This is a genomic window from Photobacterium sp. HL06 (assembly GCF_059552575.1).
In genome coordinates, this window is the sequence record NZ_CM183914.1 from 3716682 (window position 1) to 3739490 (window position 22809).

General features: G+C 48.6%; 15 protein-coding genes, 3 tRNA genes and 4 rRNA genes. 10 read left to right on the forward strand and 12 right to left on the reverse strand.

Going from position 1 to position 22809, the window contains the following annotated elements; translation table 11 throughout:
* Positions 1 to 8: 8 nt before the first annotated feature.
* Complete coding sequence (mpl, locus tag AC51G0_RS16720; RefSeq protein ID WP_496299885.1) at positions 9 to 1370, reverse strand: UDP-N-acetylmuramate:L-alanyl-gamma-D-glutamyl-meso-diaminopimelate ligase; 1362 nt, start codon at positions 1368 to 1370, stop codon at positions 9 to 11.
* 209 nt (positions 1371 to 1579) lie between these two features.
* On the opposite strand from mpl, the gene fbp reads away from it, so the two are divergent.
* From fbp to AC51G0_RS16735, 3 genes are all read left to right on the forward strand, one after another.
* Positions 1580 to 2596 (forward strand): class 1 fructose-bisphosphatase, encoded by a 1017-nt coding sequence (gene fbp, locus AC51G0_RS16725; RefSeq protein WP_496299886.1) that lies wholly within the window; start codon positions 1580 to 1582, stop codon positions 2594 to 2596.
* Between the two features lie 168 nt (positions 2597 to 2764).
* Entirely contained in the window at positions 2765 to 3295 is a 531-nt protein-coding gene (gene ppa, locus AC51G0_RS16730) for an inorganic diphosphatase (RefSeq protein ID WP_496299887.1), read from the forward strand.
* A gap of 99 nt (positions 3296 to 3394) precedes the next feature.
* On the forward strand, positions 3395 to 3757 hold the full coding sequence (locus AC51G0_RS16735; RefSeq protein ID WP_496299888.1) for a rhodanese-like domain-containing protein: 363 nt from the start codon (positions 3395 to 3397) through the stop codon (positions 3755 to 3757).
* A 19-nt stretch (positions 3758 to 3776) separates the two neighbouring features.
* On the opposite strand, the gene AC51G0_RS16740 is transcribed toward AC51G0_RS16735, so the two are convergent.
* Genes AC51G0_RS16740 through tamA form a run of 3 tightly spaced genes read right to left on the reverse strand, consistent with a single transcriptional unit; the run spans position 3777 to position 9613 of the window.
* Positions 3777 to 4136 carry a gamma-glutamylcyclotransferase family protein gene (locus tag AC51G0_RS16740; protein ID WP_496299889.1) on the reverse strand — a complete coding sequence of 120 codons (360 nt, stop codon included), beginning with the start codon at positions 4134 to 4136 and terminating at the stop codon, positions 3777 to 3779.
* A 12-nt stretch (positions 4137 to 4148) separates the two neighbouring features.
* Entirely contained in the window at positions 4149 to 7895 is a 3747-nt protein-coding gene (gene tamB / locus AC51G0_RS16745; protein WP_496299890.1) for an autotransporter assembly complex protein TamB, read from the reverse strand.
* The gene (tamA, locus tag AC51G0_RS16750) at positions 7892 to 9613 is read right to left on the reverse strand and encodes an autotransporter assembly complex protein TamA (RefSeq protein ID WP_496299891.1); all 1722 of its coding nucleotides are present in this window, start codon (positions 9611 to 9613) and stop codon (positions 7892 to 7894) included. Before tamA ends, tamB begins: the two co-directional genes overlap by 4 nt.
* A gap of 171 nt (positions 9614 to 9784) precedes the next feature.
* On the opposite strand from tamA, the gene msrA reads away from it, so the two are divergent.
* Positions 9785 to 10420 (forward strand): peptide-methionine (S)-S-oxide reductase MsrA, encoded by a 636-nt coding sequence (gene msrA / locus AC51G0_RS16755; RefSeq protein ID WP_496299892.1) that lies wholly within the window; start codon positions 9785 to 9787, stop codon positions 10418 to 10420.
* Between the two features lie 25 nt (positions 10421 to 10445).
* Here the strand turns inward: msrA and AC51G0_RS16760 are convergent, their stop codons facing one another.
* A complete protein-coding gene (locus tag AC51G0_RS16760) occupies positions 10446 to 10655 on the reverse strand; it encodes a DUF1107 domain-containing protein (protein WP_496299893.1) in 210 nt (69 codons plus the stop codon).
* A gap of 319 nt (positions 10656 to 10974) precedes the next feature.
* Here AC51G0_RS16760 and AC51G0_RS16765 point away from each other — a divergent pair, with 319 nt between their 5' ends.
* The 6 genes from AC51G0_RS16765 to AC51G0_RS16790 all read left to right on the forward strand — a co-directional run bounded on the left by AC51G0_RS16765 (position 10975) and on the right by AC51G0_RS16790 (position 16340).
* Entirely contained in the window at positions 10975 to 11526 is a 552-nt protein-coding gene (locus AC51G0_RS16765) for a YtfJ family protein (protein ID WP_496299894.1), read from the forward strand.
* 438 nt (positions 11527 to 11964) lie between these two features.
* Positions 11965 to 12648: a zinc uptake protein ZrgA gene (zrgA, locus tag AC51G0_RS16770; protein ID WP_496299895.1), complete on the forward strand. Its 684-nt coding sequence runs from the start codon at positions 11965 to 11967 to the stop codon at positions 12646 to 12648.
* Between the two features lie 65 nt (positions 12649 to 12713).
* Entirely contained in the window at positions 12714 to 13406 is a 693-nt protein-coding gene (locus tag AC51G0_RS16775) for an ATP-binding cassette domain-containing protein (RefSeq protein ID WP_496299896.1), read from the forward strand.
* Positions 13406 to 14665: an ABC transporter permease gene (locus AC51G0_RS16780; protein WP_496299897.1), complete on the forward strand. Its 1260-nt coding sequence runs from the start codon at positions 13406 to 13408 to the stop codon at positions 14663 to 14665. The genes AC51G0_RS16775 and AC51G0_RS16780 overlap by 1 nt, the downstream gene beginning before the upstream one ends.
* Positions 14666 to 14675: 10 nt before the next feature.
* Positions 14676 to 15158, forward strand: coding sequence for a DUF3299 domain-containing protein (locus tag AC51G0_RS16785; RefSeq protein WP_496299898.1), 483 nt, complete (start codon positions 14676 to 14678; stop codon positions 15156 to 15158).
* A gap of 282 nt (positions 15159 to 15440) precedes the next feature.
* The gene (locus AC51G0_RS16790) at positions 15441 to 16340 is read left to right on the forward strand and encodes a TIGR03899 family protein (protein WP_496299899.1); all 900 of its coding nucleotides are present in this window, start codon (positions 15441 to 15443) and stop codon (positions 16338 to 16340) included.
* Positions 16341 to 16611: 271 nt separating this feature from the next.
* On the opposite strand, the gene AC51G0_RS16795 is transcribed toward AC51G0_RS16790, so the two are convergent.
* The 7 genes from AC51G0_RS16795 to rrf (AC51G0_RS16825) all read right to left on the reverse strand — a co-directional run bounded on the left by AC51G0_RS16795 (position 16612) and on the right by rrf (AC51G0_RS16825) (position 22642).
* Positions 16612 to 16688: transfer RNA gene (locus AC51G0_RS16795), tRNA-Asp, on the reverse strand.
* Between the two features lie 93 nt (positions 16689 to 16781).
* Positions 16782 to 16897: ribosomal RNA gene (gene rrf / locus AC51G0_RS16800) — 5S ribosomal RNA — on the reverse strand.
* A gap of 183 nt (positions 16898 to 17080) precedes the next feature.
* A 23S ribosomal RNA gene (locus AC51G0_RS16805) occupies positions 17081 to 19971 on the reverse strand.
* A 278-nt stretch (positions 19972 to 20249) separates the two neighbouring features.
* A tRNA-Ala gene (locus tag AC51G0_RS16810) sits at positions 20250 to 20325 on the reverse strand.
* Between the two features lie 43 nt (positions 20326 to 20368).
* Positions 20369 to 20445 (reverse strand) — tRNA-Ile (locus tag AC51G0_RS16815).
* A gap of 74 nt (positions 20446 to 20519) precedes the next feature.
* Positions 20520 to 22072, reverse strand: a 16S ribosomal RNA gene (locus tag AC51G0_RS16820).
* Positions 22073 to 22526: 454 nt separating this feature from the next.
* Positions 22527 to 22642, reverse strand: a 5S ribosomal RNA gene (rrf, locus tag AC51G0_RS16825).
* The 16S, 23S and 5S rRNA genes sit together here with 3 tRNA genes alongside, the layout of an rRNA operon.
* Positions 22643 to 22809 lie beyond the last annotated feature (167 nt).

Sequence of the window (22809 nt, forward strand, 5' to 3'; positions counted from 1 at the left end):
CTTGTTCTTCATGATTGCAGCTCTGTCAGCGCAGCTAGTAATTTGTCATGAATACCGCCAAAGCCACCGTTGCTCATCACCAGAATATTATCGCCAGGACGGGCTGAAGCGACAATTTTCGCCACCAGCGCCTCCAAATCGGTATCCGTTGTAGCGGGCTGCGAGCATGCCACGGCAATTTCATCCACTGACCAGGGAATCGTATCAGGCTGGAAAATAAACACCTCATCCGCCGCTTGCAGTGCCGGAGCCAGATCCTGCTTGTGTACACCCAGCTTCATGGTATTGGAGCACGGCTCTAATACTGCCAGAATACGTTCGCGACCAACCTTGGCCCGCAAGCCACCCAACGTCAGCTCAACGGCTGTCGGGTGATGGGCAAAATCATCATATACCTTGATACCATGATGCTCGCCTTTAAGTTCCAGACGACGTTTGGTATTGATAAATGTCGCCAACGATTCACAGGCTAAATCCGCAGTGACGCCGACATGGCGGGCAGCCGCAATCGCCATCATGGCATTGCTGACATTGTGATCGCCGACCAGATCCCAGTTCACGACGCCAGCCAGTTCACCTTCAAGGTACACCTCAAACTGGCTGCCATCCGCAACCAACTTACGAGCCTGCCAGTGTCCACCCTCGCCGGTATACTCCAGCTCACTCCAGCAGCCCATTTCCAAGGTCTGCTGGATATTTTCGACACCTATAGGTGCCAAGATCCGGCCATTACCTGGCACAGTTCTCACTAAATGATGAAACTGGCGTTGTATTGCTTTCAAGTCATCAAAAATATCTGCGTGATCGAACTCTAGGTTGTTCATAACCAGCGTTCGTGGTCGATAATGAACAAACTTAGAACGTTTATCGAAAAAAGCACTATCGTATTCGTCCGCCTCGACGACAAAGAACATACTTTCCCCTAACCGTGCGGAAACACCGAAGTTTCCGAGCACACCACCGACCAGGAAACCGGGCTGGTAGCCGCAATCTTCCAGGATCCATGCCAACATACTGGCTGTCGTGGTCTTGCCATGGGTGCCGGCCACCGCCAGCACCCAGCGATCATGCAACAGGATTTCCTGTAACCACTGCGGACCAGAGGTGTAACGTAGGTTGTTATTCAGGACATATTCCACACAAGGATTTCCGCGGCTCATGGCGTTGCCTACGACCACCAGGTCAGGAGCGGGCTTAAGTTGTGATGGGTCATAACCCTGAATAATTTCAATACCTTGAGATTCAAGCAAGGTACTCATTGGCGGATAAACATTGGCATCACAGCCGGTCACTGTATGGCCCAACTGGCGGGCCAGAATCGCGGCACCGCCCATAAATGTGCCGCAAATTCCTAAAATATGGATATGCATAACTGTCGGCTCACTGGATAAATTCTGTTAATTTCACGCTTATGCGTTACTTCGATACCATAAAAAAGATCTTTATATACAATTCTTTATACGCAATTAAAGCACACGATAACAGGCGATACGCCTCATATAGAGGTACTCAAATTGTCCGTAAGAGACATTGTACCTGACTTAACTGCCCCAATGACAACATGATGCAAGGATTGTATATGTCCGATATTAGAACCCTTGGTGAGTTCATTGTCGAGAAACAGACCGACTTCCCCCATGCCAGTGGTGAGCTTTCCTCACTGTTGGGATCGATAAAGCTTGCGGCTAAAATCGTGAACCGTGAAATCAACAAGGCTGGCCTGGTTGATATCACAGGATCGGTTGGCGGCGAGAATATTCAAGGTGAAGATCAGCAAAAGCTCGACGTCTATGCCAATGATAAATTCAAAGCGGCGCTTGAAGCCCGAGATCAGGTGTGCGGCGTAGCCAGTGAAGAAGAAGACGAAGCCGTTGCCTTCAACAAAGAGCTAAACCTAAACGCGAAGTACGTTGTGTTAATGGATCCACTAGATGGTTCTTCGAACATTGACGTAAACGTTTCCGTCGGTACTATCTTCTCCATTTACCAGCGAGTTTCCCCTGTTGGCACCCCTCCAACCGAGGAAGATTTCCTTCAGCCAGGCCACCGCCAGGTTGCTGCGGGTTATATCATCTATGGTTCTTCAACCATGCTGGTTTACACCACAGGGAACGGTGTCCATGGCTTCACCTATGACCCATCACTAGGTGTTTTCTGCCTATCACACGAAAACATGCGGATCCCGGAAGATGGCCGAATTTATTCGATCAACGAAGGTAACTATATCCGTTTCCCAATGGGGGTGAAGAAGTACATCAAGCACTGTCAGGAAGACGTGCCTGAAGATAACCGTCCTTATACCTCTCGGTATATTGGCTCCTTGGTTGCTGACTTCCACCGCAACCTGCTCAAAGGCGGCATTTACATGTATCCAAGCACAGCCACCCATCCAAGTGGTAAGCTACGCCTACTTTATGAATGCAACCCGATGGCATTTTTGATTGAGCAGGCTGGCGGTCTGGCATCTGATGGCAAGAATCGGATCATGGATCTCAAACCAACAGAACTCCACCAGCGGGTACCATTTTTTGTCGGTTCTACCACCATGGTACGCAATGTAGAAGCTTTCCTCGAAGAGTTTCCTGAACAAAACTAATAACCATTAAAACAGGCTGCCACGGCAGCCTGTTTTATTTTCAGCTGCCTTTGCCCACCAGTCACCCCCCTGATTAAAACGGTCACTAAATAGACAACTTATTAACCAAGTTGGTATTATAATTCTTACATCGTCAACAATTGGTTAACTCACTAAAAGGAAGACATCATGAGCCTTAATCAGGTACCAGCAGGAAAGGACATCCCTGAAGATATCTATGTTGTTATTGAGATCCCGGCCAATGCCGATCCCATAAAATATGAAGTCGACAAAGACACCGGCGCAGTCTTTGTCGACCGTTTTATGTCTACGCCGATGTTCTATCCTTGTAACTATGGCTATGTAAATCATACTTTGTCACTTGATGGCGACCCGGTTGATGTGTTGGTTCCAACCCCACACCCTCTCGTACCTGGTTCAGTGATCCGCTGCCGTCCGGTTGGCGTGCTTAAGATGACGGATGAGTCCGGTGAAGATGCGAAAGTGGTAGCTGTCCCGCATAGCAAACTCACCAAAGAATATGACCATATCCAGGATGTCAACGATTTGCCACAGCTGCTAAAAGCGCAAATCACCCACTTCTTTGAGCGCTATAAAGAACTAGAAGCCGGCAAATGGGTAAAAGTTGATGGCTGGGAAGATGCCGCTGCAGCAAAAGAAGAAATTATGGCGTCTTTTAAGCGAGCACAAGAAAAGTAGCTGTTAGCTATCATCCATAAACTAAACGCTCCTTTGTCGCCACCTGACCAGGAGCGTTTAAAATATTCGATTTTTTATTACAGAGGACAGCGACGCAAAATGCGAAGCAAAATACTTCAACTATTACTGTTTACTCTTCTATTCGCTTCCCCTGTTCAGGCTGAAGTGGTTACGCCTGAACAATTCTGGCAGCGACATCAGCAAGGAAATCCGCTGATCATTGATGTCCGCACCAATGAAGAGTTCATGGCCGGCCACCTGCCAAAGTCGATAAATATCCCCTTTAACGAAATCGACAGGTTGCCTTCAATTGCAAAAGATAAAACCCAGCCTATCTTTCTTTACTGCCGTTCAGGTCGACGTTCGGGGATAGCAGAAGAAGCTATCAAGCAACAAGGGTACCTACATATCTACAATGGCGAAAACTATGAGGCCTTACTAAAAGCAATGCCAAGCCCATAAAATCAGCCGCTTACCATACCTAAAGGCCTCTCCATTGGCACCAGTCACCATTGCTGATCAAAGGAAAACCAGCAATAGAGAGGCAATAAAGATAGATCCAGGCAGCCCCATATTCAGTATCAACCAATTCGCGGGTATACACCTCCGGATATTCTTCCAACAGGTCTAATGCCGCAAATGTCGTGCTATCAACCTCATAGACTTCACCAATCAGTGGGATATGGCTCGAGGGGCTCTGTCTTGCCCCCGGATAATGGCCTAAATCATAGAGCAAGTAGCCCGATGTGAGCTGACAGGCACCAAGTTTGGTTGCCTGCCTTAACAAATAGTGATTTGACTGACCCGCCCTTAGCGTGCCGTAAACAAACAGCCTAATCACCAGCACATACCCTTAGTTAAACTCAAATTGATACAGTAAATCGACAGCACTATCGAGGCCGGATACCGCTTCAACATACAGATCCGTCATCAATCGGTAGCGCACCGTAAACTCTGGTATAGAATTGAAAATCCCGACGCCGTACTTCACCTGCAGGCCAGGCGCAATATAACCACTTATCGTCACCTGGGAATCATCACCGGAGCCGGCAGTATCCAGTGTCAAATCCTGAACCCCAAAGGCTTCCCCCACATTACCGACTAACTGGCCACTCTTGGCCAGTCCCATGCTGATCAATGCCGTCGTCATTGCATCACCGCTACCGCTCGACTCGGTATCAAGATCTTTGCCGCGCAGCAAGTAAGACAACGCATTTTGCTGTGGCATCGCCGGATCAGAGAAGATTTCCACGGTTGGTTCATCTGCCGGACCACTGACTCGGATCCCGGCAATAACGCTATCTTCAATATTATTAGGATCCCGGATGGCTTCAATGGCCAGATAAGGCTGATCAGCTGGACCGTTAAATAATATCTGCCCTTTGCGGATCACCAAATCTTGAGCAAACGAGCGATAGGTACCATCGCGAAGGTTAATTTCACCATACACCAATGGTCCCTTATCCTTCTGCCGTACACTCAGCTCACCAACCAGCTTGGCTTCCAGTCCAAATGCCGACAGCTTAACGTTATTGCCGATATTGACCAAAATATTGGTTTTCACTTCAAACGGTATCACTGGTTCAGCCTCTACAGGCTGTAAATCATCAGTTAACAGTACTTCATCATCAGAGACTGACACAGCAGACTCCGGCAACTGATCGACGGTGATCCGCCCCCACGGAATGGCTACATTTCCAGTAACTTCGGCATATTTTGGCGACGCTTTAATGGTCAAGTCCGGCGAAACCTTCAAAGCAAGTATTGGTGGCATACTGACTTCCAGCTCGCGGCCATTGATCTGAAGCTCTGTTTTCCAATTCGCCAAATCTTGCCAGTCGCCATTGCCTTTCAACAGCAACTTGCCATCAGGAGTAAGGATATCTCCATGCAGTGTCGCGTTGTAGCCATTAAAGGTGGCGGCAATCTCAGCCTTCTCTACATCAAGGGGCACTTTACGTCCAACCGCTTTCACTTTGGTCACCTTCAGCAAACCATTCACAGCAGGGTGCATAACCGGCCCGGCCAGCGCCAGATTAGCATCAACCTGACCATCAAACTGTTCATACCCTTTAACTAACGGCTCCAGGAAACCCAGCTTAAAACGATCTATTTTAAGGTTAGCCTCTAACTGCTGCTCTCCTGTCAGCTGAGTCACCAGCGCACGGCCGGAGATATCTCCATTGTCTTTTACCGCAATCAACCAGTCAGCATTTAAGGCATCTTGCTTCATCTCAGCGTTAACATTCACTTTATCCCACCCAACCGTGAGGGGGGGGCTCTCCGGATCATCCTGCTGGGTTACCGAGCCGGCAGGCAGCCGGATTTGCGCCTTCACATAGGGAGAAGCCTTAGGAGCCCAAGTTGCTTCCATATTGGCACCGACTGCACCTTGCAGGGTAATAGCCTCTGGTATATACGGAGCAACCAGATCAAAACCAAAGTTATTGATAGCGATCTTAGCGTGCCCCGAGGCCCCCGCTTCCAGCGCTTCAGTCAGGCATAGCGAAGCCTTACCCTGTTGCCAGCAGTGGGCAGCAACACTGGCTAGCTGGGTCTTGAAGTTATAACCCAGCTTCGTTGGGCGATTGAGTTGCCATGGGCCTATTTCCGTCTCAAATTGCCCCTGCTGCAACACGCCCTGCCAACCTACTTTTCGGTCTAGCTTACCCGATAGACTGATATCTGCGCTTACCGGCTCTGCATCGACATTGAGTGCTAAGCTGTGTTGGGCCTCAGTCCCCTTGAACACCAGCGCCAGCTCGTCAAGCTTAAACGTCTCAAACGTGCCATCAGCCGCCGCCAGGCGAACATCGGCTTTCAGCGCTGGCATTGGCGTCACCCTTCCTTGCAGCGAAAAACGCTGAAGGCTTGCCTGCTCCTGCCAACCTAGCGCTTCACCCTCCAGTTGAAGATCGATATCTGGCTCAGCCATCTTACCTGTTAGTTTAACGGCACCTTTAATTTGGCCTTGTAAACCCGGTAGTGACTGAGCTAAATCCGGCGCATCGACCTGTGCAGACATCGCCCATTCCTTGCTTAGTGTACCTTTGGCCGTCAGCCCGTTCGGTCCGTGCTTTAGCCTCAGGCGCTCCGTCACTAACTGAATATTCCCCTTACCTGCCTTATCCTTGGCGTCTAGCTGGCCGTCAAGGGTGAATGGCTGTTCCAACACCACACCATCTACTGATAGCTCAGGCAGCTTTACAAACCAACCGCCTTGCTGAGTCAGGCCTCCAGAAGTTCGCAACTTACCGCTGAGATCGCCCTTTGCTTCCGGCCATTCAAGACCGGGTTGAATATGGCTGAAATCCAACTCCCCCTGCCAGTTAACCAATTCTTTCCAGCTGGCCTTGGCATTCCCGGAAATGGTTCCGCCAAGGGTATCAACCACCAGCTTGTCCAGTGTCACCTGGGTAAGATCGCCTTGTCCCGTAAGATTCGCTGCCACAGCAGGCATCGGGGCACCATCAACCTTGGTCTTAGCCTTGAACGTAAAGCCACTCAGGTTGCCTTCCGCTTTCACTGATGTATCGGTGACTTCAAACTCGGCATCTTTATCAATCGGCCACTGTATATGCTGGCTGGATAAATCGAGATCAAAAGGCAGTTTCGGATCCAAAGGAGATAGCTGGCCGGTAAGCAGCGCATCTAACGTGCCCTTGAGGCTGGCATCCAGCGATAGCTGTGCCAGTGTGCCGGTTGCTTGCAACTTAAGCTTGTGGTCTTGGATCGGGGCTATGGCGATATCAAGGTCAGCATCCAACCGTAGCGGGTAATCGCCGGATAATGAAACATCCGCAGTGGCACCCAATTTTGCTTGCGGGACATCCAGAACGACTTTACTCAGCGTAATATCACTGCCCTGTGCCGTTGCCGCAATATCCAGCACATTGACTTGTTGGGGTGTATCACCGTTCAGCGTAAAGTTTTTCACCGTAAAGCGCTGAATGTCAAAGGACAAAGGCAACACAACCTCAGGTAGCACAATCGGCTCAGAACTAGACTCTGCCTCTGTGTTCGCTGGCGCGCTGTCACTTTCAGCAGCAGGGGCTAGTGTTAGCTCGATATCCTGCCAGTCAGTCGGCTTAAGTATCAGATGACTGCCCGCTATTTCAGCCGCCGTTGAAAAGTGCTGCCAGGCGATCTTGTTACCCAAAATATCGAGGTCGATGTTATCAAGCACAACACGATCAACCCGGATCGGTAACGGCATAGCAATTTCTTTCGCAGGTTGAGTATCTATATCTTCCTGTTCAGGTGGCGAAGGCGGTAATTCAGGCATTGCAAAGCGCACGCCAGACAGGCCTAACTCAGTCACGCACACAGCCGGGACCAGCAGGCAACTATCATCGATAACCAACGATAGGTTTTCTGCAGCCAAATCAAGGTGAGGATCGTTGTAACTCACCTGCTCAAGAGAAAAGCCCTTTAGCAAGCTACCAGAACTGTTTTCCACCGATAACGCCGGCAAGGCCTTTTGTGCCCCCCATACCGCAACCTTAACACCAGCCGGGGTATACAATAGCGCCGCGACAGCAATCACCAATATAAATAGCAGGGCCAGCAGCCCCAGCGTAATGCGCTTCAACCAAATCATATTTCAGGCCCCAGTACAAAGTGGATCTGGAACTTGTCTCGGTTCTTATCCAGTCCCCATGCAAAATCAAGACGAATTGGCCCGACAGGCGATGCCCAGCGCACCCCGACACCGACACCACGATGCCAGTCCGGATGATCAATCCAGGCTGAACCGTAGTCATAGAAAGCCGCGCCCCACCAGTCACCGTAAACCCGGTACTGGTATTCCAGCGAGGTGGTCAGCATATACTGACCACCGCGTAGCTTATTACCACTGTCTCTCGGTGCTATCGATTCATAGCTGTATCCTCGCAAGCTATTATCCCCACCGACAAAAAAGCGCATTGAAGGCGGCACATCTTCGATACGATCAGCAATAACGGCACCACCATCGACACGGAATAGACCGCGATGGTCTTTCCCGGCACTACGGATCCAAGCACTCCGCCCCCGAAAGTGGGCAAGCTTGCTATCCGAGCCCAGAGCCGGATCTGATAACTCAATAGAAATTAGCTGCTTGTCACCCCAGGTTGGCATCGCCCCTCCCCGTGACCGGGTTTTGTCATATCTAATCCCCGGGATCACCATGGCTAAGACACCACTTTCATCCGTGCCCTGTTTGTAGTTTTCGTAGAGCCAGCGCAACGAAGCCACCCGCTTCCAGCCGGATTCCAGCCGCCAGTGGCGCTCGACACCTAAGCTATTTTCAATACTGATGGTGTCGTGGTTATCGACATAGCGAATACCACCAACAATCTGGTAGTAGTCATTCAATACATCATCAAGGGGAATTTTATAGACTGCCTCGACTTTAGGCTGCACCTTCGAGAGCTCGGTTTTTACATCAAGGCTATGGCCGGCACTATTGATCCAAGGCTTCCGCCAGTTGAATTTCAGCCGCGTACCGACGTCGGTTGAATAACCAATACCGGTTTCAAGCTGATTTCTAACCTGTGGCTCTAGCGCTACATTAACAGGCACGCTATCGCCTTTTAAGTTAGCCACATCACCGCCAACAAAGATCGATGAAAACCAACCGACATTCGATAGTCGCTGATTGAACTCTCCCAAAGTAGATGCAAGGTAGGGCTCCCCTTCTTCATAAGGGATCAACGACTGCAATCTGTCTTCATCTATCTGGCTGCCCGTAAATAGCGTTTCGCCAAAGTTATAGCGCTTTCCAGCAGCAAACTCGATCGTGATAAACGCTTCATTACGTGTCGGAGCCACCTCTAAAACGCTTTTCTTTAGCTCGGCATCAAAATAGCCTTTTCGCAACGCCAGGCTGCTCAAAGAAGACTTAAACGACTCATATTTTCCGTGATTCAGTGTTTTACCAAATCCAAGTCCGCTTTTTCTAACCAAGGCAAGAAAGTCGGGATCACTCTCGGCCATCCCGGTAATTCGGATATCACTTCTCGCTATTTTGGTCTTTGGCCCGGCATTAACGGTAACGGTCAGCTCGGTGTCTTTACCCTCTTCCTCAACCTGATAAGAGAAAGTGGGTTGATAGCGACCCAGCGCCTTCAAGGCATCTTTGATCTCGCCTTCCAGCTGTTCGCGAAAGCGTAGAGAAATACTGTAATCATCTTCAGGAATTGCAGAGACATAGGCCTCAACATTGTTTTTCAGGCTTCCTTTTAACCCCTTAATGGCCAATGAGGTATCTGCCAGAACAGGTGCAGATACAACAACAGCAATTGCGGTAAGGCTAAACCGCTTAACTTTTTTCTTCATTCTTATTTGGCTTCACTAATGAGCTTTATTATTGTTTATCGATGCGCATCAATAATTTTGACAAAGGGCAGGCCTAACTGCCAACATTTAATCTTCATAAATCAATCTATATTGATTGTCTGGCAGGATTCCTCTACTTTCTTTGTTAAGACTGCGTAAAAGGAAATGACAATGTCAGTAAATAAACAAAATATGATCGCGCCAGAAGCTGCGCTCATTGGCCGGGCAACGCCAATCCTTCCCTCTCTGCCACATGCAGTGAATGGTACACCCATTGATGATAATAAGCCGCAAGGGCTAGAAGAGGTTATCGTTGGTATGGGCTGTTTCTGGGGCGCTGAAAGACTATTCTGGCAACAACCAGGCGTATATAGCACCTCCGTCGGCTATAGTGGCGGATTCACGCCTAACCCGACCTATGAAGAAGTCTGCACAGGTAAAACCGGCCATACCGAAGTAGTACGTATTCTTTTTGACCCAACCCAAATATCGTTACAACAGCTACTTGCCCTGTTTTGGGAAAATCATGACCCAACCCAAGGCATGCAGCAAGGTAATGACATTGGCACTCAATACCGATCCGTCATCTATACGACCTCTCTGGCACAGCTTGAACAGGCACAGCAAAGTAAAGCTCGCTATCAAGATGCCTTGAAAAAGCAGCAAGTATCACACGCAATTACCACCGAGATTGGACCTGCCGGCAACTATTATTTTGCCGAAGAGTACCACCAGCAGTATCTGGCCAAAAACCTTGATGGATATTGCGGGCTAGGCGGAACTGGTGTTTGCCTTACTCCCCAATAACGCTATAGCCAGAGTTCAACTCTGGCTATACAGCCTCTGCCGCCAGTAGCTGGATCTCTTTATTTACCTCAGAAAGTACACTCAGCGCTTTTAAGCTTTGGCTTTTCGGAGGCAACAAACGGCCGCAGTCAAACTCAAAACCACCGATCCCCATGATGAATAAGCGGCCACGAAAATAGCTCTTGACGTAACGCGCAACCTGATTTGGACGATAATGTTTGAAAACTCTAAGCATATATCCCTCGCAGAATTGATATAGCAATAGACCTTGCCATATCGAATATGTTTCAATTTTTCATCTGTGTTTAAAGCAAGTTGCTTGCCAAACTAAACAGAACATCCCTGAAACTTTCATCAAATCAAGTAATCACTGTAGAACAGAATCATCACAGATGCATAAAAAACCGGTCTCACATTTTGTGAAGCTTCCCTTCTTGCCCCAATGAAATGCCCATTATTTAGTGATTGAGATCGACTATTTCCAACTGGTTTTACCAGTTATTTCTGACTGTTCTAAGATAATGAAGCGTCTAACAATAAATGGAATAAATACAATGAATAAGAAGCCAATGATTGCTTTACTTGCTGCATTATTACCAGGCCTTGCAACAGCCCATACCATCCAGGTTGGTGAAACAATTCCAACCGCGACGGTCGCTGACAAAGGTGAGATCACACTCAATGGTGAAGATATCGCCTATCAAAATTGGAGCAGCTCACAGCTGCCAGGTAAAGTGAGGGTAATTCAGGCAATCGCTGGCCGTAGCTCGGCAAAAGAAATGAATGCTGAGCTGATGCAGGCAATCACTGCCGCTGAATTCCCGGCAGATAAATACCAGACAACCACAATCATCAACCAAGACGATGCTATTTGGGGAACGGGCAGTTTTGTGAAGTCATCGGCAGAAGACAGCAAGCGGGAGTTTTCCTGGTCTTCCATGGTTCTTGATGCTGAAGGCAAGATACGTGCAACCTGGGAGCTCCAAGAAGAGAGTTCAGCCATTATTGTCTTGGACAAGGAAAGCCGAGTCTTGTTCGTCAAAGAAGGTAAGCTCAATTCAACAGAAGTCAAACAAGCACTTAGTTTAGTTAATAGTAATTTGTAATTCATTCCTAGTTAATGGGCTAAGTGAACAACAAAGCCATGACCAGCAGCGAAAAGTAATGTTATATTATTACAATACTGATTGGTAATGGCTTCTTTTTCCTATAGTGCTACGTTTCAACTCCCGGTGGATACACCTTTATACAATACTTTGTATTGGCTTAATTTTTGTGATTGGGCCTTTATCGGTATTGCATGAATTTGAAATAGACAGCAGCCATCACCATATTCAGGAATGCTGCATCTGCCACCTGGTACATGATGCGGCAGCCACACCAAAGCTGGACTCCTTACCTGCTCAAGCTCCTGAACAACACGGCCCTGTTGCAATCGTCCTAGCAGGCCATTGCTACCCCTCTTCGCCCCTAGCCAGAGCCCCTCCGATAACCGTCTAAATCGAACACATTGACCTATTAAAACTATTTAGATTGGAGTTACCATGCTTTTTCCTCATCGTCTTTCTGCGTGTGCCCTGCTATTAGGGACACTGACAACGGCCTATTCAGTATCTGCCGAAGATACTTTTCGACAACACGATGCCCATGTACACGGGGTGGTTGAGTTCAACATAGCCCAGGATGGCAAAGAACTGCTTATGGAGATCACCGCGCCTGGGGCTGATATCGTCGGCTTTGAACACGCACCGTCCAACAAACAACAACAGCAAGCTCTAGAACACGCAGTTCAACAACTTAATAATACCAACCAACTATTTGCTTTCTCACCATCAGCAAAATGCCAGCTAAGTGAAGCGTATGTTACAGAAACACTAACAGAGCAAAATACTCATACCGGGCATGATCATGAAGAACAGGACCATGACAGCCACGCAGGCCATGAGCATGAAGAGCATGACCATGACAGCCACGTAGGCCATGAGCATGAAGAGCATGACCATGACAGCCACGCAGGCCATGAGCATGATAGCCATGCAGATCGTGCACATGGTGAATTTTCAGCTCAATATGTCTTCCACTGTAGCGGTATTTCGCAGCTACAATCTCTTGACGTTTACTGGTTCAAAGCGTTTCCGACCACTGAAAAAATTACCATTCAGGCTATTACAGAAGCGAGTCAAAAGGCAGTTCACCTGACTCCGACCAATACACGGTTTAGATTCTAAACATAGCCTTATAGTAAATATTAAGTCGTGATGGGGGGAGCTCTCCCCCTATTTTAGGAAATAAAATGAACGTTATAGAACTGAGCAACCTGACATTCCGCTGGCCAAAGCAAACGCAGAATCTACTCGAGATCCCATCTTTGGCGATCAGAAAAGGTGAAAAAGTCTTTCTAAAAGGGCCTAGCGGAAGTGGCAAATCCAGCTTGTTAAGCTTACTGGCAGGGATCTCACAGCCGACATCAGGCGAGATCAAGCTCCTGCAGCAACCATTCAGCCAACAAAAGCCAACTCAAAGAGACCAATTCAGAGCAAACCACATCGGTTATATTTTCCAGATGTTTAACCTGCTGCCTTACCTCTCTGTGATCGATAATGTCCTGCTGCCTTGCCGTTTTTCCCACCGACGCAAACGTCGATTTTCAGGAGAGATGACACAAGAGGCTAAACGGCTGCTAACCCAGCTCCACTTACCTCAAGAGTGTCTGGAGCGTCCCATCAGTGAACTGAGTATCGGCCAGCAACAGCGGGTTGCTGCAGCAAGAGCGCTAATAGGGCAACCGGAGTTGCTGATTGCAGACGAACCGACCTCGGCATTGGATCATGACAACCGGGAAGCCTTTATCCAACTACTCATGGCCGAATGCGATAAGGCAGAAACAACCTTACTCTTTGTCAGCCATGATGGAACTCTCGAATCGTTATTTGACCGTAGTATTGAACTAAACAATATAAACCAAGCAGCAAAAGGGATCCGTTAATGGGCGCGATAATTCGACTGGCATGGCAGAGCCTGGCCAACCGTAAAACGACGGCATTGCTCACCCTGCTGACGGTGGCCATTTCCGTCACTCTTTTACTTGGTGTAGAAAGAGTCCGCACTCAGGCAAAATCCAGCTTTGCCAATACGATTTCAGGTACCGATTTAATTGTTGGCTCGCGTTCTGGTCAGGTAAACCTATTGCTTTATTCTGTCTTTCGTATTGGTAATGCCACCAATAATATTGACTGGAGAAGTTATCAGGAAATCAGCCAACATCGCTCGGTCAAATGGGCGATTCCGATCTCCCTCGGCGACTCTCATCAAGGTTACCGAGTGATCGGTACCAATGAATCCTATTTCGCCCATTACCAATATGGTAAAAAACAATCCCTCAACTTTGCAACTGGCCGGGAGTTCACGGGGTTATTCGAAACCGTCCTCGGAGCCGAGGTAGCAAAAAAGTTAAACTATAAGCTCGGTGATGAGATCATCATTGCTCACGGTATCAGTGATAAGTCCTTTAACCGCCATGATAACCTGCCTTTCAAAGTTGTCGGTATTCTTGAACCAACAGGTACTCCGGTAGATCGCAGCGTACATGTCTCTTTGGGCGCAATCGAAGCAATCCACATTGGATGGGAGTCAGGAGCAAAGCTCGGTAACACACCGGATGCACATGCACTAGAAAACTATCAGTTTGAGCCCAAGCAGATAACGGCCTTTATGCTTGGCCTAAACTCTAAGATACAAACATTCGCCTTACAACGTTATATCAACACCTATTCAAAAGAGCCTCTCAGTGCCATCATGCCGGGGATCGCTCTCCATGAACTGTGGGGAATGATGTCAATTGCCGAACAGGCTCTGTTGGTTGTATCAGGGTTCGTTGTTATCGCAGGGCTACTAGGTATGCTGACCAGCTTACTGACCAGCTTAAATGAAAGACGCCGCGAAATGGCAATTCTCAGGGCGATGGGAGCAAGGCCAAGCCATATTTTCTTTTTATTAATCAGTGAAGCGACTGTACTAACAGCTATTGGGATCACCCTCGGCATCACGTTACTTTATAGTCTCATGGCTATTGCGCAGCCATTTATCCAACAGCAATTTGGGCTCTATATCGAAATTAGTACACTCACACCTTATGAGCTGCTCTTACTCGGTGTCGTTCAGCTGGCGGGGATCACTGTAGGGATTATTCCTGCGCTACGTGCCTATCAACATTCTCTAGCTGATGGCATGACAATTAAAGTTTAAAGGAGACAAGATGAAAAAGTGGTTAATCGTACTATGTTGCTGGCTACCTTTAATGAGCAATGCCAGTGATGTCTTAACTCTCGACTGGATTGACCTAGTACCAGAGCAGGAAAGACAGCAGTTCAACAAGAACAGTATGCCTATACTCAATCACGATGGTGATGTGGCCAAACAATCTATGATTGGAAAAGTACGTGATGAATTAAATGGGAGTAAAGTTAAAATCCCTGGCTTTGTTATTCCTTTGGAAGGCGATGACAAAGTTGTCACAGAGTTTTTGCTAGTTCCATACTTTGGTGCTTGTATTCACGTGCCTCCTCCACCTCCAAATCAAATCATTTATGTGAAATTTGAAAAAGGAGCCCCAATCCAGCAGTTATGGGATGTCATCTATGTGGTCGGAACCTTGCGAACGCAGTATATCAGCCATGACATGGCCGAAGTCGGTTACTTGTTGGAAGGCATAGCCTTAGAAGAGTACGATGATATGTAACATCGGTACCTCATCTTACCGTTAAAGTTGCTGGCTTATCTTGTTTCCAGATCTAAACATGCATCGCAAGGTAGGCCAGTATCGTCGCGTAACCGAGTACCAGCAGCACATCAGTCAGTCGCTTACCAGACTTATTCATCAGTAGCTCCTTCATTTCCTGTTCCATCAAAATCCAAACACGCAACAAATTTAACCACTCATTAACACAAAAGTCACGCATATTGCCAAATAATACGATCAACTGGTAAAACTATAGCCAGACTTATCAACTCTGAGCCCGCTATGAACAATGCAGATAAGGACACAAAAACAAGCACTAAGGCATCGACCATGCCAACAGTGAAAAAAGAAGAAAATAATAGCTATATAAGAAGTAGCCAAGCTCAAACCAAAGAGCTAGCCAGCCATTATGCTATTAGCCACCTCATCTCAAACGATGCAGATAGAAACCTAGAGGAAAGAACCAAGCATAGGCAATTGCTAGAGGCCCAATACCAGCAAGAAAATCTAGAACGTATATTCAAATTGGCTTATGACAGCTGCAGTGATGAAACTGCTGGAGATCCCGATCCCGATTGGCTCTATCACTTCATCTCTATCGCAAAGCATATCCACAGCGCATCAATGCAAAAACTTTGGAGTCGAGTGCTCAAGCAAGAAATCATCTCCCCAGGATCCACGTCCTTAAAAGCACTAGACGCACTCAAGAAAATGACCCAACGTGAAGCACAAACCTTCCACCGGGCTTGTATGCTAACCTGCCACTTTGGTAACGATCACAGCAAAAAGCTCCTGACGAGCATTAAAGTGCGGCATGGTGTTCTATCACTACTTCGCTCGCCATCAACAGATAAACTTGCTCTGGGTAATTATCAGCTGCCATATTCCCACTTACTGGTTCTGATGGAGCTTGGATTGCTGCTCCGCAGCGAACTTGAGTCGGGAGAGATAAATATGGAGTCTCCCCTCGCATTTGGCTACCAAGGTTCACATTACTTGTTAAGACCAATAAAAAAGGGAGTCGCTTTGACCTACTACCGTTTATCTCCAGTAGGGCAAGAAATAGCTAACCTACTCGGGAAGAAAAACCATGAACCCTATAAAGAAAGCCTACTTGAATTACTCGGAAAGCATTTTATCGTAGAGAAGAATGAAGCTTCTCAAGTTAACTTAGCAACCTAGTTGTAGTCATACTTTCATGTGGCAGTTCATCCACTCCCCAAATCAGCGGATCATTCAACCACAGGGCGAACAAAACCTTCAGATGTAAAAAAGCCCAAGTCTTTCGTCGGGGACGCCTAGTCTTGGGCTTAATATAAGTGGCGGAGCGGCTGGGGTCGCACACGACCGGGACTCGAACGGGGGCGCCCAGCCCCGAGACCAAGCGGCCGAAGGACGCTAGGGAGCGTTAAATGCAAAAAAGCCTCGTCTTTCGACGAGGCTTCTTAATAAGTGGCGGAGCGGACGGGACTCGAACCCGCGACCCCCGGCGTGACAGGCCGGTATTCTAACCAACTGAACTACCGCTCCACTCAATTCTGAGCAACAAATAAAGTCTGATGGTCGCTGCTTTATTTGTTTTTGCTTTCATCTTTTTTTAAAAAGATGAAAACCTATGTTTAAGCCTGGCGATGTCCTACTCTCACATGGGGAGACCCCACACTACCATCGGCGCTATTACGTTTCACTACTGAGTTCGGCATGGGATCAGGTGGGTCCATAATGCTATGGTCGCCAAGCAAATTCTGTTTTATCTACCGCCCAAAGGCGATAAATAGCAATCTGGGAAAGTTAACTAGTTGTTCTCAGCACCATTCAAGTGCTTCGTGGAGTCCATACCTACATGGATGTAGGCAATACTGATAATCGTCTTGGTCCGGCATTCCGGGAACGATTTCAGTGAAAAACCCCTTGGGTGTTGTATGGTTAAGCCTCACGGGCAATTAGTACAGGTTAGCTCAATGCCTCGCAGCACTTACACACCCTGCCTATCTACGTCGTAGTCTCCAACAACCCTTTAGGATACTTATAGTATCAGGGATGACTCATCTCAGGGCTCGCTTCGCGCTTAGATGCTTTCAGCGCTTATCGATTCCGAACTTAGCTACCGGGCAATGCCACTGGCGTGACAACCCGAACACCAGAGGTTCGTCCACTCCGGTCCTCTCGTACTAGGAGCAGCCCCCTTCAATCATCCAACGCCCACGGCAGATAGGGACCGAACTGTCTCACGACGTTCTAAACCCAGCTCGCGTACCACTTTAAATGGCGAACAGCCATACCCTTGGGACCGACTTCAGCCCCAGGATGTGATGAGCCGACATCGAGGTGCCAAACACCGCCGTCGATATGAACTCTTGGGCGGTATCAGCCTGTTATCCCCGGAGTACCTTTTATCCGTTGAGCGATGGCCCTTCCATTCAGAACCACCGGATCACTATGACCTGCTTTCGCACCTGCTCGAATTGTCATTCTCGCAGTCAAGCGGGCTTATGCCATTGCACTAACCTCACGATGTCCGACCGTGATTAGCCCACCTTCGTGCTCCTCCGTTACTCTTTGGGAGGAGACCGCCCCAGTCAAACTACCCACCAGGCACTGTCCGCACCCCCGATAAGGGGGCGACGTTAGAACATCAACACTACAAGGGTGGTATTTCAAGGACGGCTCCACCATATCTAGCGACATGGTTTCAAAGCCTCCCACCTATCCTACACATGTAGGGTCAATGTTCAGTGCCAAGCTGTAGTAAAGGTTCACGGGGTCTTTCCGTCTAGCCGCGGGTACACAGCATCTTCACTGCGATTTCAATTTCACTGAGTCTCGGGTGGAGACAGCGTGGCCATCATTACGCCATTCGTGCAGGTCGGAACTTACCCGACAAGGAATTTCGCTACCTTAGGACCGTTATAGTTACGGCCGCCGTTTACCGGGGCTTCGATCAAGAGCTTCGACCGAAGTCTAACCCCATCAATTAACCTTCCGGCACCGGGCAGGCGTCACACCGTATACGTCATCTTTCGATTTTGCACAGTGCTGTGTTTTTAATAAACAGTTGCAGCCACCTGGTATCTGCGACTCCCAGTAGCTCCATCCGCAAGGGACTTCACCGCCAGGAGCGTACCTTCTCCCGAAGTTACGGTACCATTTTGCCTAGTTCCTTCACCCGAGTTCTCTCAAGCGCCTTGGTATTCTCTACCTGATCACCTGTGTCGGTTTGGGGTACGATTGCTTACAACCTATCGCTTAGAGGCTTTTCCCGGAAGCATGGCATCAATGACTTCACCGCCGTAGCGGCTCGACATCGGGTCTCAGCCTTAAGTATTCCCGGATTTACCTAAGAATACAGCCTACACCCTTGAACCAGGACAACCGTCGCCTGGCCCACCTAGCCTTCTCCGTCCCCCCATCGCAGTTATAAGCAGTACAGGAATATTAACCTGTTTCCCATCGACTACGCCTTTCGGCCTCGCCTTAGGGGTCGACTTACCCTGCCCCGATTAACGTTGGACAGGAACCCTTGATCTTCCGGCGAGGGAGTTTTTCACTCCCTTTATCGTTACTCATGTCAGCATTCGCACTTCTGATACCTCCAGCAAACCTTACGATTCACCTTCAACGGCTTACAGAACGCTCCCCTACCCAATGCAGTAAACTGCATTGCCGCAGCTTCGGTGTATAGCTTAGCCCCGTTAAATCTTCCGCGCAGGCCGACTCGACCAGTGAGCTATTACGCTTTCTTTAAATGATGGCTGCTTCTAAGCCAACATCCTGGCTGTCTGAGCCTTCCCACATCGTTTCCCACTTAGCTATAACTTTGGGACCTTAGCTGGCGGTCTGGGTTGTTTCCCTCTCCACGACGGACGTTAGCACCCGCCGTGTGTCTCCCGGATAGTACTTACTGGTATTCGGAGTTTGCAAAGGGTTGGTAAGTCGGGATGACCCCCTAGCCTTAACAGTGCTCTACCCCCAGTAGTATTCGTCCGAGGCGCTACCTAAATAGCTTTCGGGGAGAACCAGCTATCTCCAGGTTTGATTGGCCTTTCACCCCTAGCCACAAGTCATCCGCTAATTTTTCAACATTAGTCGGTTCGGTCCTCCAGTAAGTGTTACCTCACCTTCAACCTGCCCATGGCTAGATCACCTGGTTTCGGGTCTAATCCTAGCAACTGTACGCCCAGTTAAGACTCGGTTTCCCTACGGCTCCCCTATACGGTTAACCTTGCTACTAAAATTAAGTCGCTGACCCATTATACAAAAGGTACGCAGTCACACCACGAAGGTGCTCCTACTGCTTGTACGTACACGGTTTCAGGTTCTATTTCACTCCCCTCACAGGGGTTCTTTTCGCCTTTCCCTCACGGTACTGGTTCACTATCGGTCAGTCAGGAGTATTTAGCCTTGGAGGATGGTCCCCCCATGTTCAGACAGGATATCACGTGTCCCGTCCTACTCGATTTCACTAAGAGCGCGCTGTCGGCTACGGGGCTATCACCCTTTACTGCTGTGCTTTCCAGCACATTCGCCTAACGCTCAACTAGCTTAAGGGCTAATCCGGTTTCGCTCGCCGCTACTGCCGGAATCTCGGTTGATTTCTATTCCTCGGGGTACTTAGATGTTTCAGTTCCCCCGGTTCGCCTCGCTACGCTATGTATTCACGTAGCGATACTGGCTTATGCCAGTGGGTTTCCCCATTCGGAAATCCCAGTCTCAAGTGGCTTTTACTGCCTAAACTGGGCTTATCGCAAGTTAATACGTCCTTCATCGCCTCTGACTGCCAAGGCATCCACCGTGTACGCTTAGTCACTTAACCATACAACCCCAAGAGGTTTCGTATGGTCAACAACCAAGGTTTGTGTGTCTGATAAGGACACAATTGGTTTTTCGCCGGACTCTACACAAGACACTTGAATGTGTTTGCTTGAGAACTCGTTTCATCTCTCGATGAAACATTTTAATTCAATTGTAAAAATTGAATTTACTAGTCAGCTTTCCAGATTGTTAAAGAACATTGTGTTGACCTTCGAAAAGGTGTCCACTTTTTAAAAGCACTATATACCTCTGTTTTTCAAGAGAAGTACGTTTAAAGAGTGGTGGAGCTATGCGGGATCGAACCGCAGACCTCCTGCGTGCAAGGCAGGCGCTCTCCCAGCTGAGCTATAGCCCCAACGTATTAAAAAGACTGTCACACACTTTCTTTGGGAAGAAAGTGGTGGGTCTGAGTGGACTTGAACCACCGACCTCACCCTTATCAGGGGTGCGCTCTAACCACCTGAGCTACAGACCCAAGTCTTTTCACGTTCTTTTACATTTTAACCAAGCAATCTGTGTGGACACTGCATAAAACAGCAAGTCTTTAGGTAAGGAGGTGATCCAGCCCCAGGTTCCCCTAGGGCTACCTTGTTACGACTTCACCCCAGTCATGAACCACACCGTGGTAAACGCCCTCCCGAAGGTTAAGCTATCTACTTCTGGTGCAGCCCACTCCCATGGTGTGACGGGCGGTGTGTACAAGGCCCGGGAACGTATTCACCGTAGCATTCTGATCTACGATTACTAGCGATTCCGACTTCATGGAGTCGAGTTGCAGACTCCAATCCGGACTACGACGTACTTTGTGGGATTCGCTCACCATCGCTGGTTGGCAGCCCTCTGTATACGCCATTGTAGCACGTGTGTAGCCCTACTCGTAAGGGCCATGATGACTTGACGTCGTCCCCACCTTCCTCCGGTTTATCACCGGCAGTCTCCCTGGAGTTCCCGCCATTACGCGCTGGCAAACAAGGATAGGGGTTGCGCTCGTTGCGGGACTTAACCCAACATTTCACAACACGAGCTGACGACAGCCATGCAGCACCTGTCTCAGAGTTCCCGAAGGCACGAAACCATCTCTGGTAACTTCTCTGGATGTCAAGAGTAGGTAAGGTTCTTCGCGTTGCATCGAATTAAACCACATGCTCCACCGCTTGTGCGGGCCCCCGTCAATTCATTTGAGTTTTAATCTTGCGACCGTACTCCCCAGGCGGTCTACTTAACGCGTTAGCTCCGAAAGCCACGGCTCAAGGCCACAACCTCCAAGTAGACATCGTTTACGGCGTGGACTACCAGGGTATCTAATCCTGTTTGCTCCCCACGCTTTCGCATCTGAGCGTCAGTCTTTGTCCAGGGGGCCGCCTTCGCCACCGGTATTCCTTCAGATCTCTACGCATTTCACCGCTACACCTGAAATTCTACCCCCCTCTACAAGACTCTAGTCTGCCAGTTCAAAATGCTGTTCCGAGGTTGAGCCCCGGGCTTTCACATCTTGCTTAACAGACCGCCTGCATGCGCTTTACGCCCAGTAATTCCGATTAACGCTCGCACCCTCCGTATTACCGCGGCTGCTGGCACGGAGTTAGCCGGTGCTTCTTCTGTCGCTAACGTCAAGGCATGCAGCTATTAACTACACACCCTTCCTCACGACTGAAAGTACTTTACAACCCGAAGGCCTTCTTCATACACGCGGCATGGCTGCATCAGGGTTTCCCCCATTGTGCAATATTCCCCACTGCTGCCTCCCGTAGGAGTCTGGACCGTGTCTCAGTTCCAGTGTGGCTGATCATCCTCTCAGACCAGCTAGGGATCGTCGCCTTGGTGAGCCGTTACCCCACCAACAAGCTAATCCCACCTGGGCTAATCTTAGCGCGAGAGGCCCGAAGGTCCCCCTCTTTGGCCCGTAGGCATTATGCGGTATTAGCTATCGTTTCCAATAGTTATCCCCCACACTAAGGCATATTCCCAGGCATTACTCACCCGTCCGCCGCTCGCCGCCCAACAAATCCCCCGAAGGTTCAATGTTGTCGCTGCCGCTCGACTTGCATGTGTTAGGCCTGCCGCCAGCGTTCAATCTGAGCCATGATCAAACTCTTCAATTAAAGTTTTGTTGTTCCTTTCGGAACGGCTCAATGAATACTGATTGAGTTGCCATTACTAGAAGCTAGTAACGAGAACTCGAATTGACTGTGCCAAATAACCCCTCTCTTATAAAGAGAAAAAGTATTTGTATTGGTCACTCAGTTCATTGATAAATCTTTCGACTTAACTTTTTCACGAGTGCCCACACAGATTGCATGGTCAAATTGTTAAAGAACGTTGACTTTCAATGCCTTGGCGCGTTGCGCTTCAGCAAGTCAGGACGCGTATAATACGCTTCTCTGTTTTTAAGTCAAGATAAAATTTTCATCTTTTTAATCATTCGATTAAAGAGCAAAAACCTTATATTGACTCCGCTCACACCGTGTTCGGTAAGAGCGAAATAAAAGCCCGTTGTTGCCAACGGGCTCTCGTTTTCTGTCATCCACTTTTAAAAAAGTGAAATCAAAATTAGGAGCCTGGCGATGTCCTACTCTCACATGGGGAGACCCCACACTACCATCGGCGCTATTACGTTTCACTACTGAGTTCGGCATGGGATCAGGTGGGTCCATAATGCTATGGTCGCCAAGCAAATTCTGTTTTATTCACCGCCCAAAGGCGATAAATAGCAATCTGGGAAAGTTAACTAGTTGTTCTCAGCACCATTCAAGTGCTTCGTGGAGTCCATACCTACATGGATGTAGGCAATACTGATAATCGTCTTGGTCCGGCATTCCGGGAACGATTTCAGTGAAAA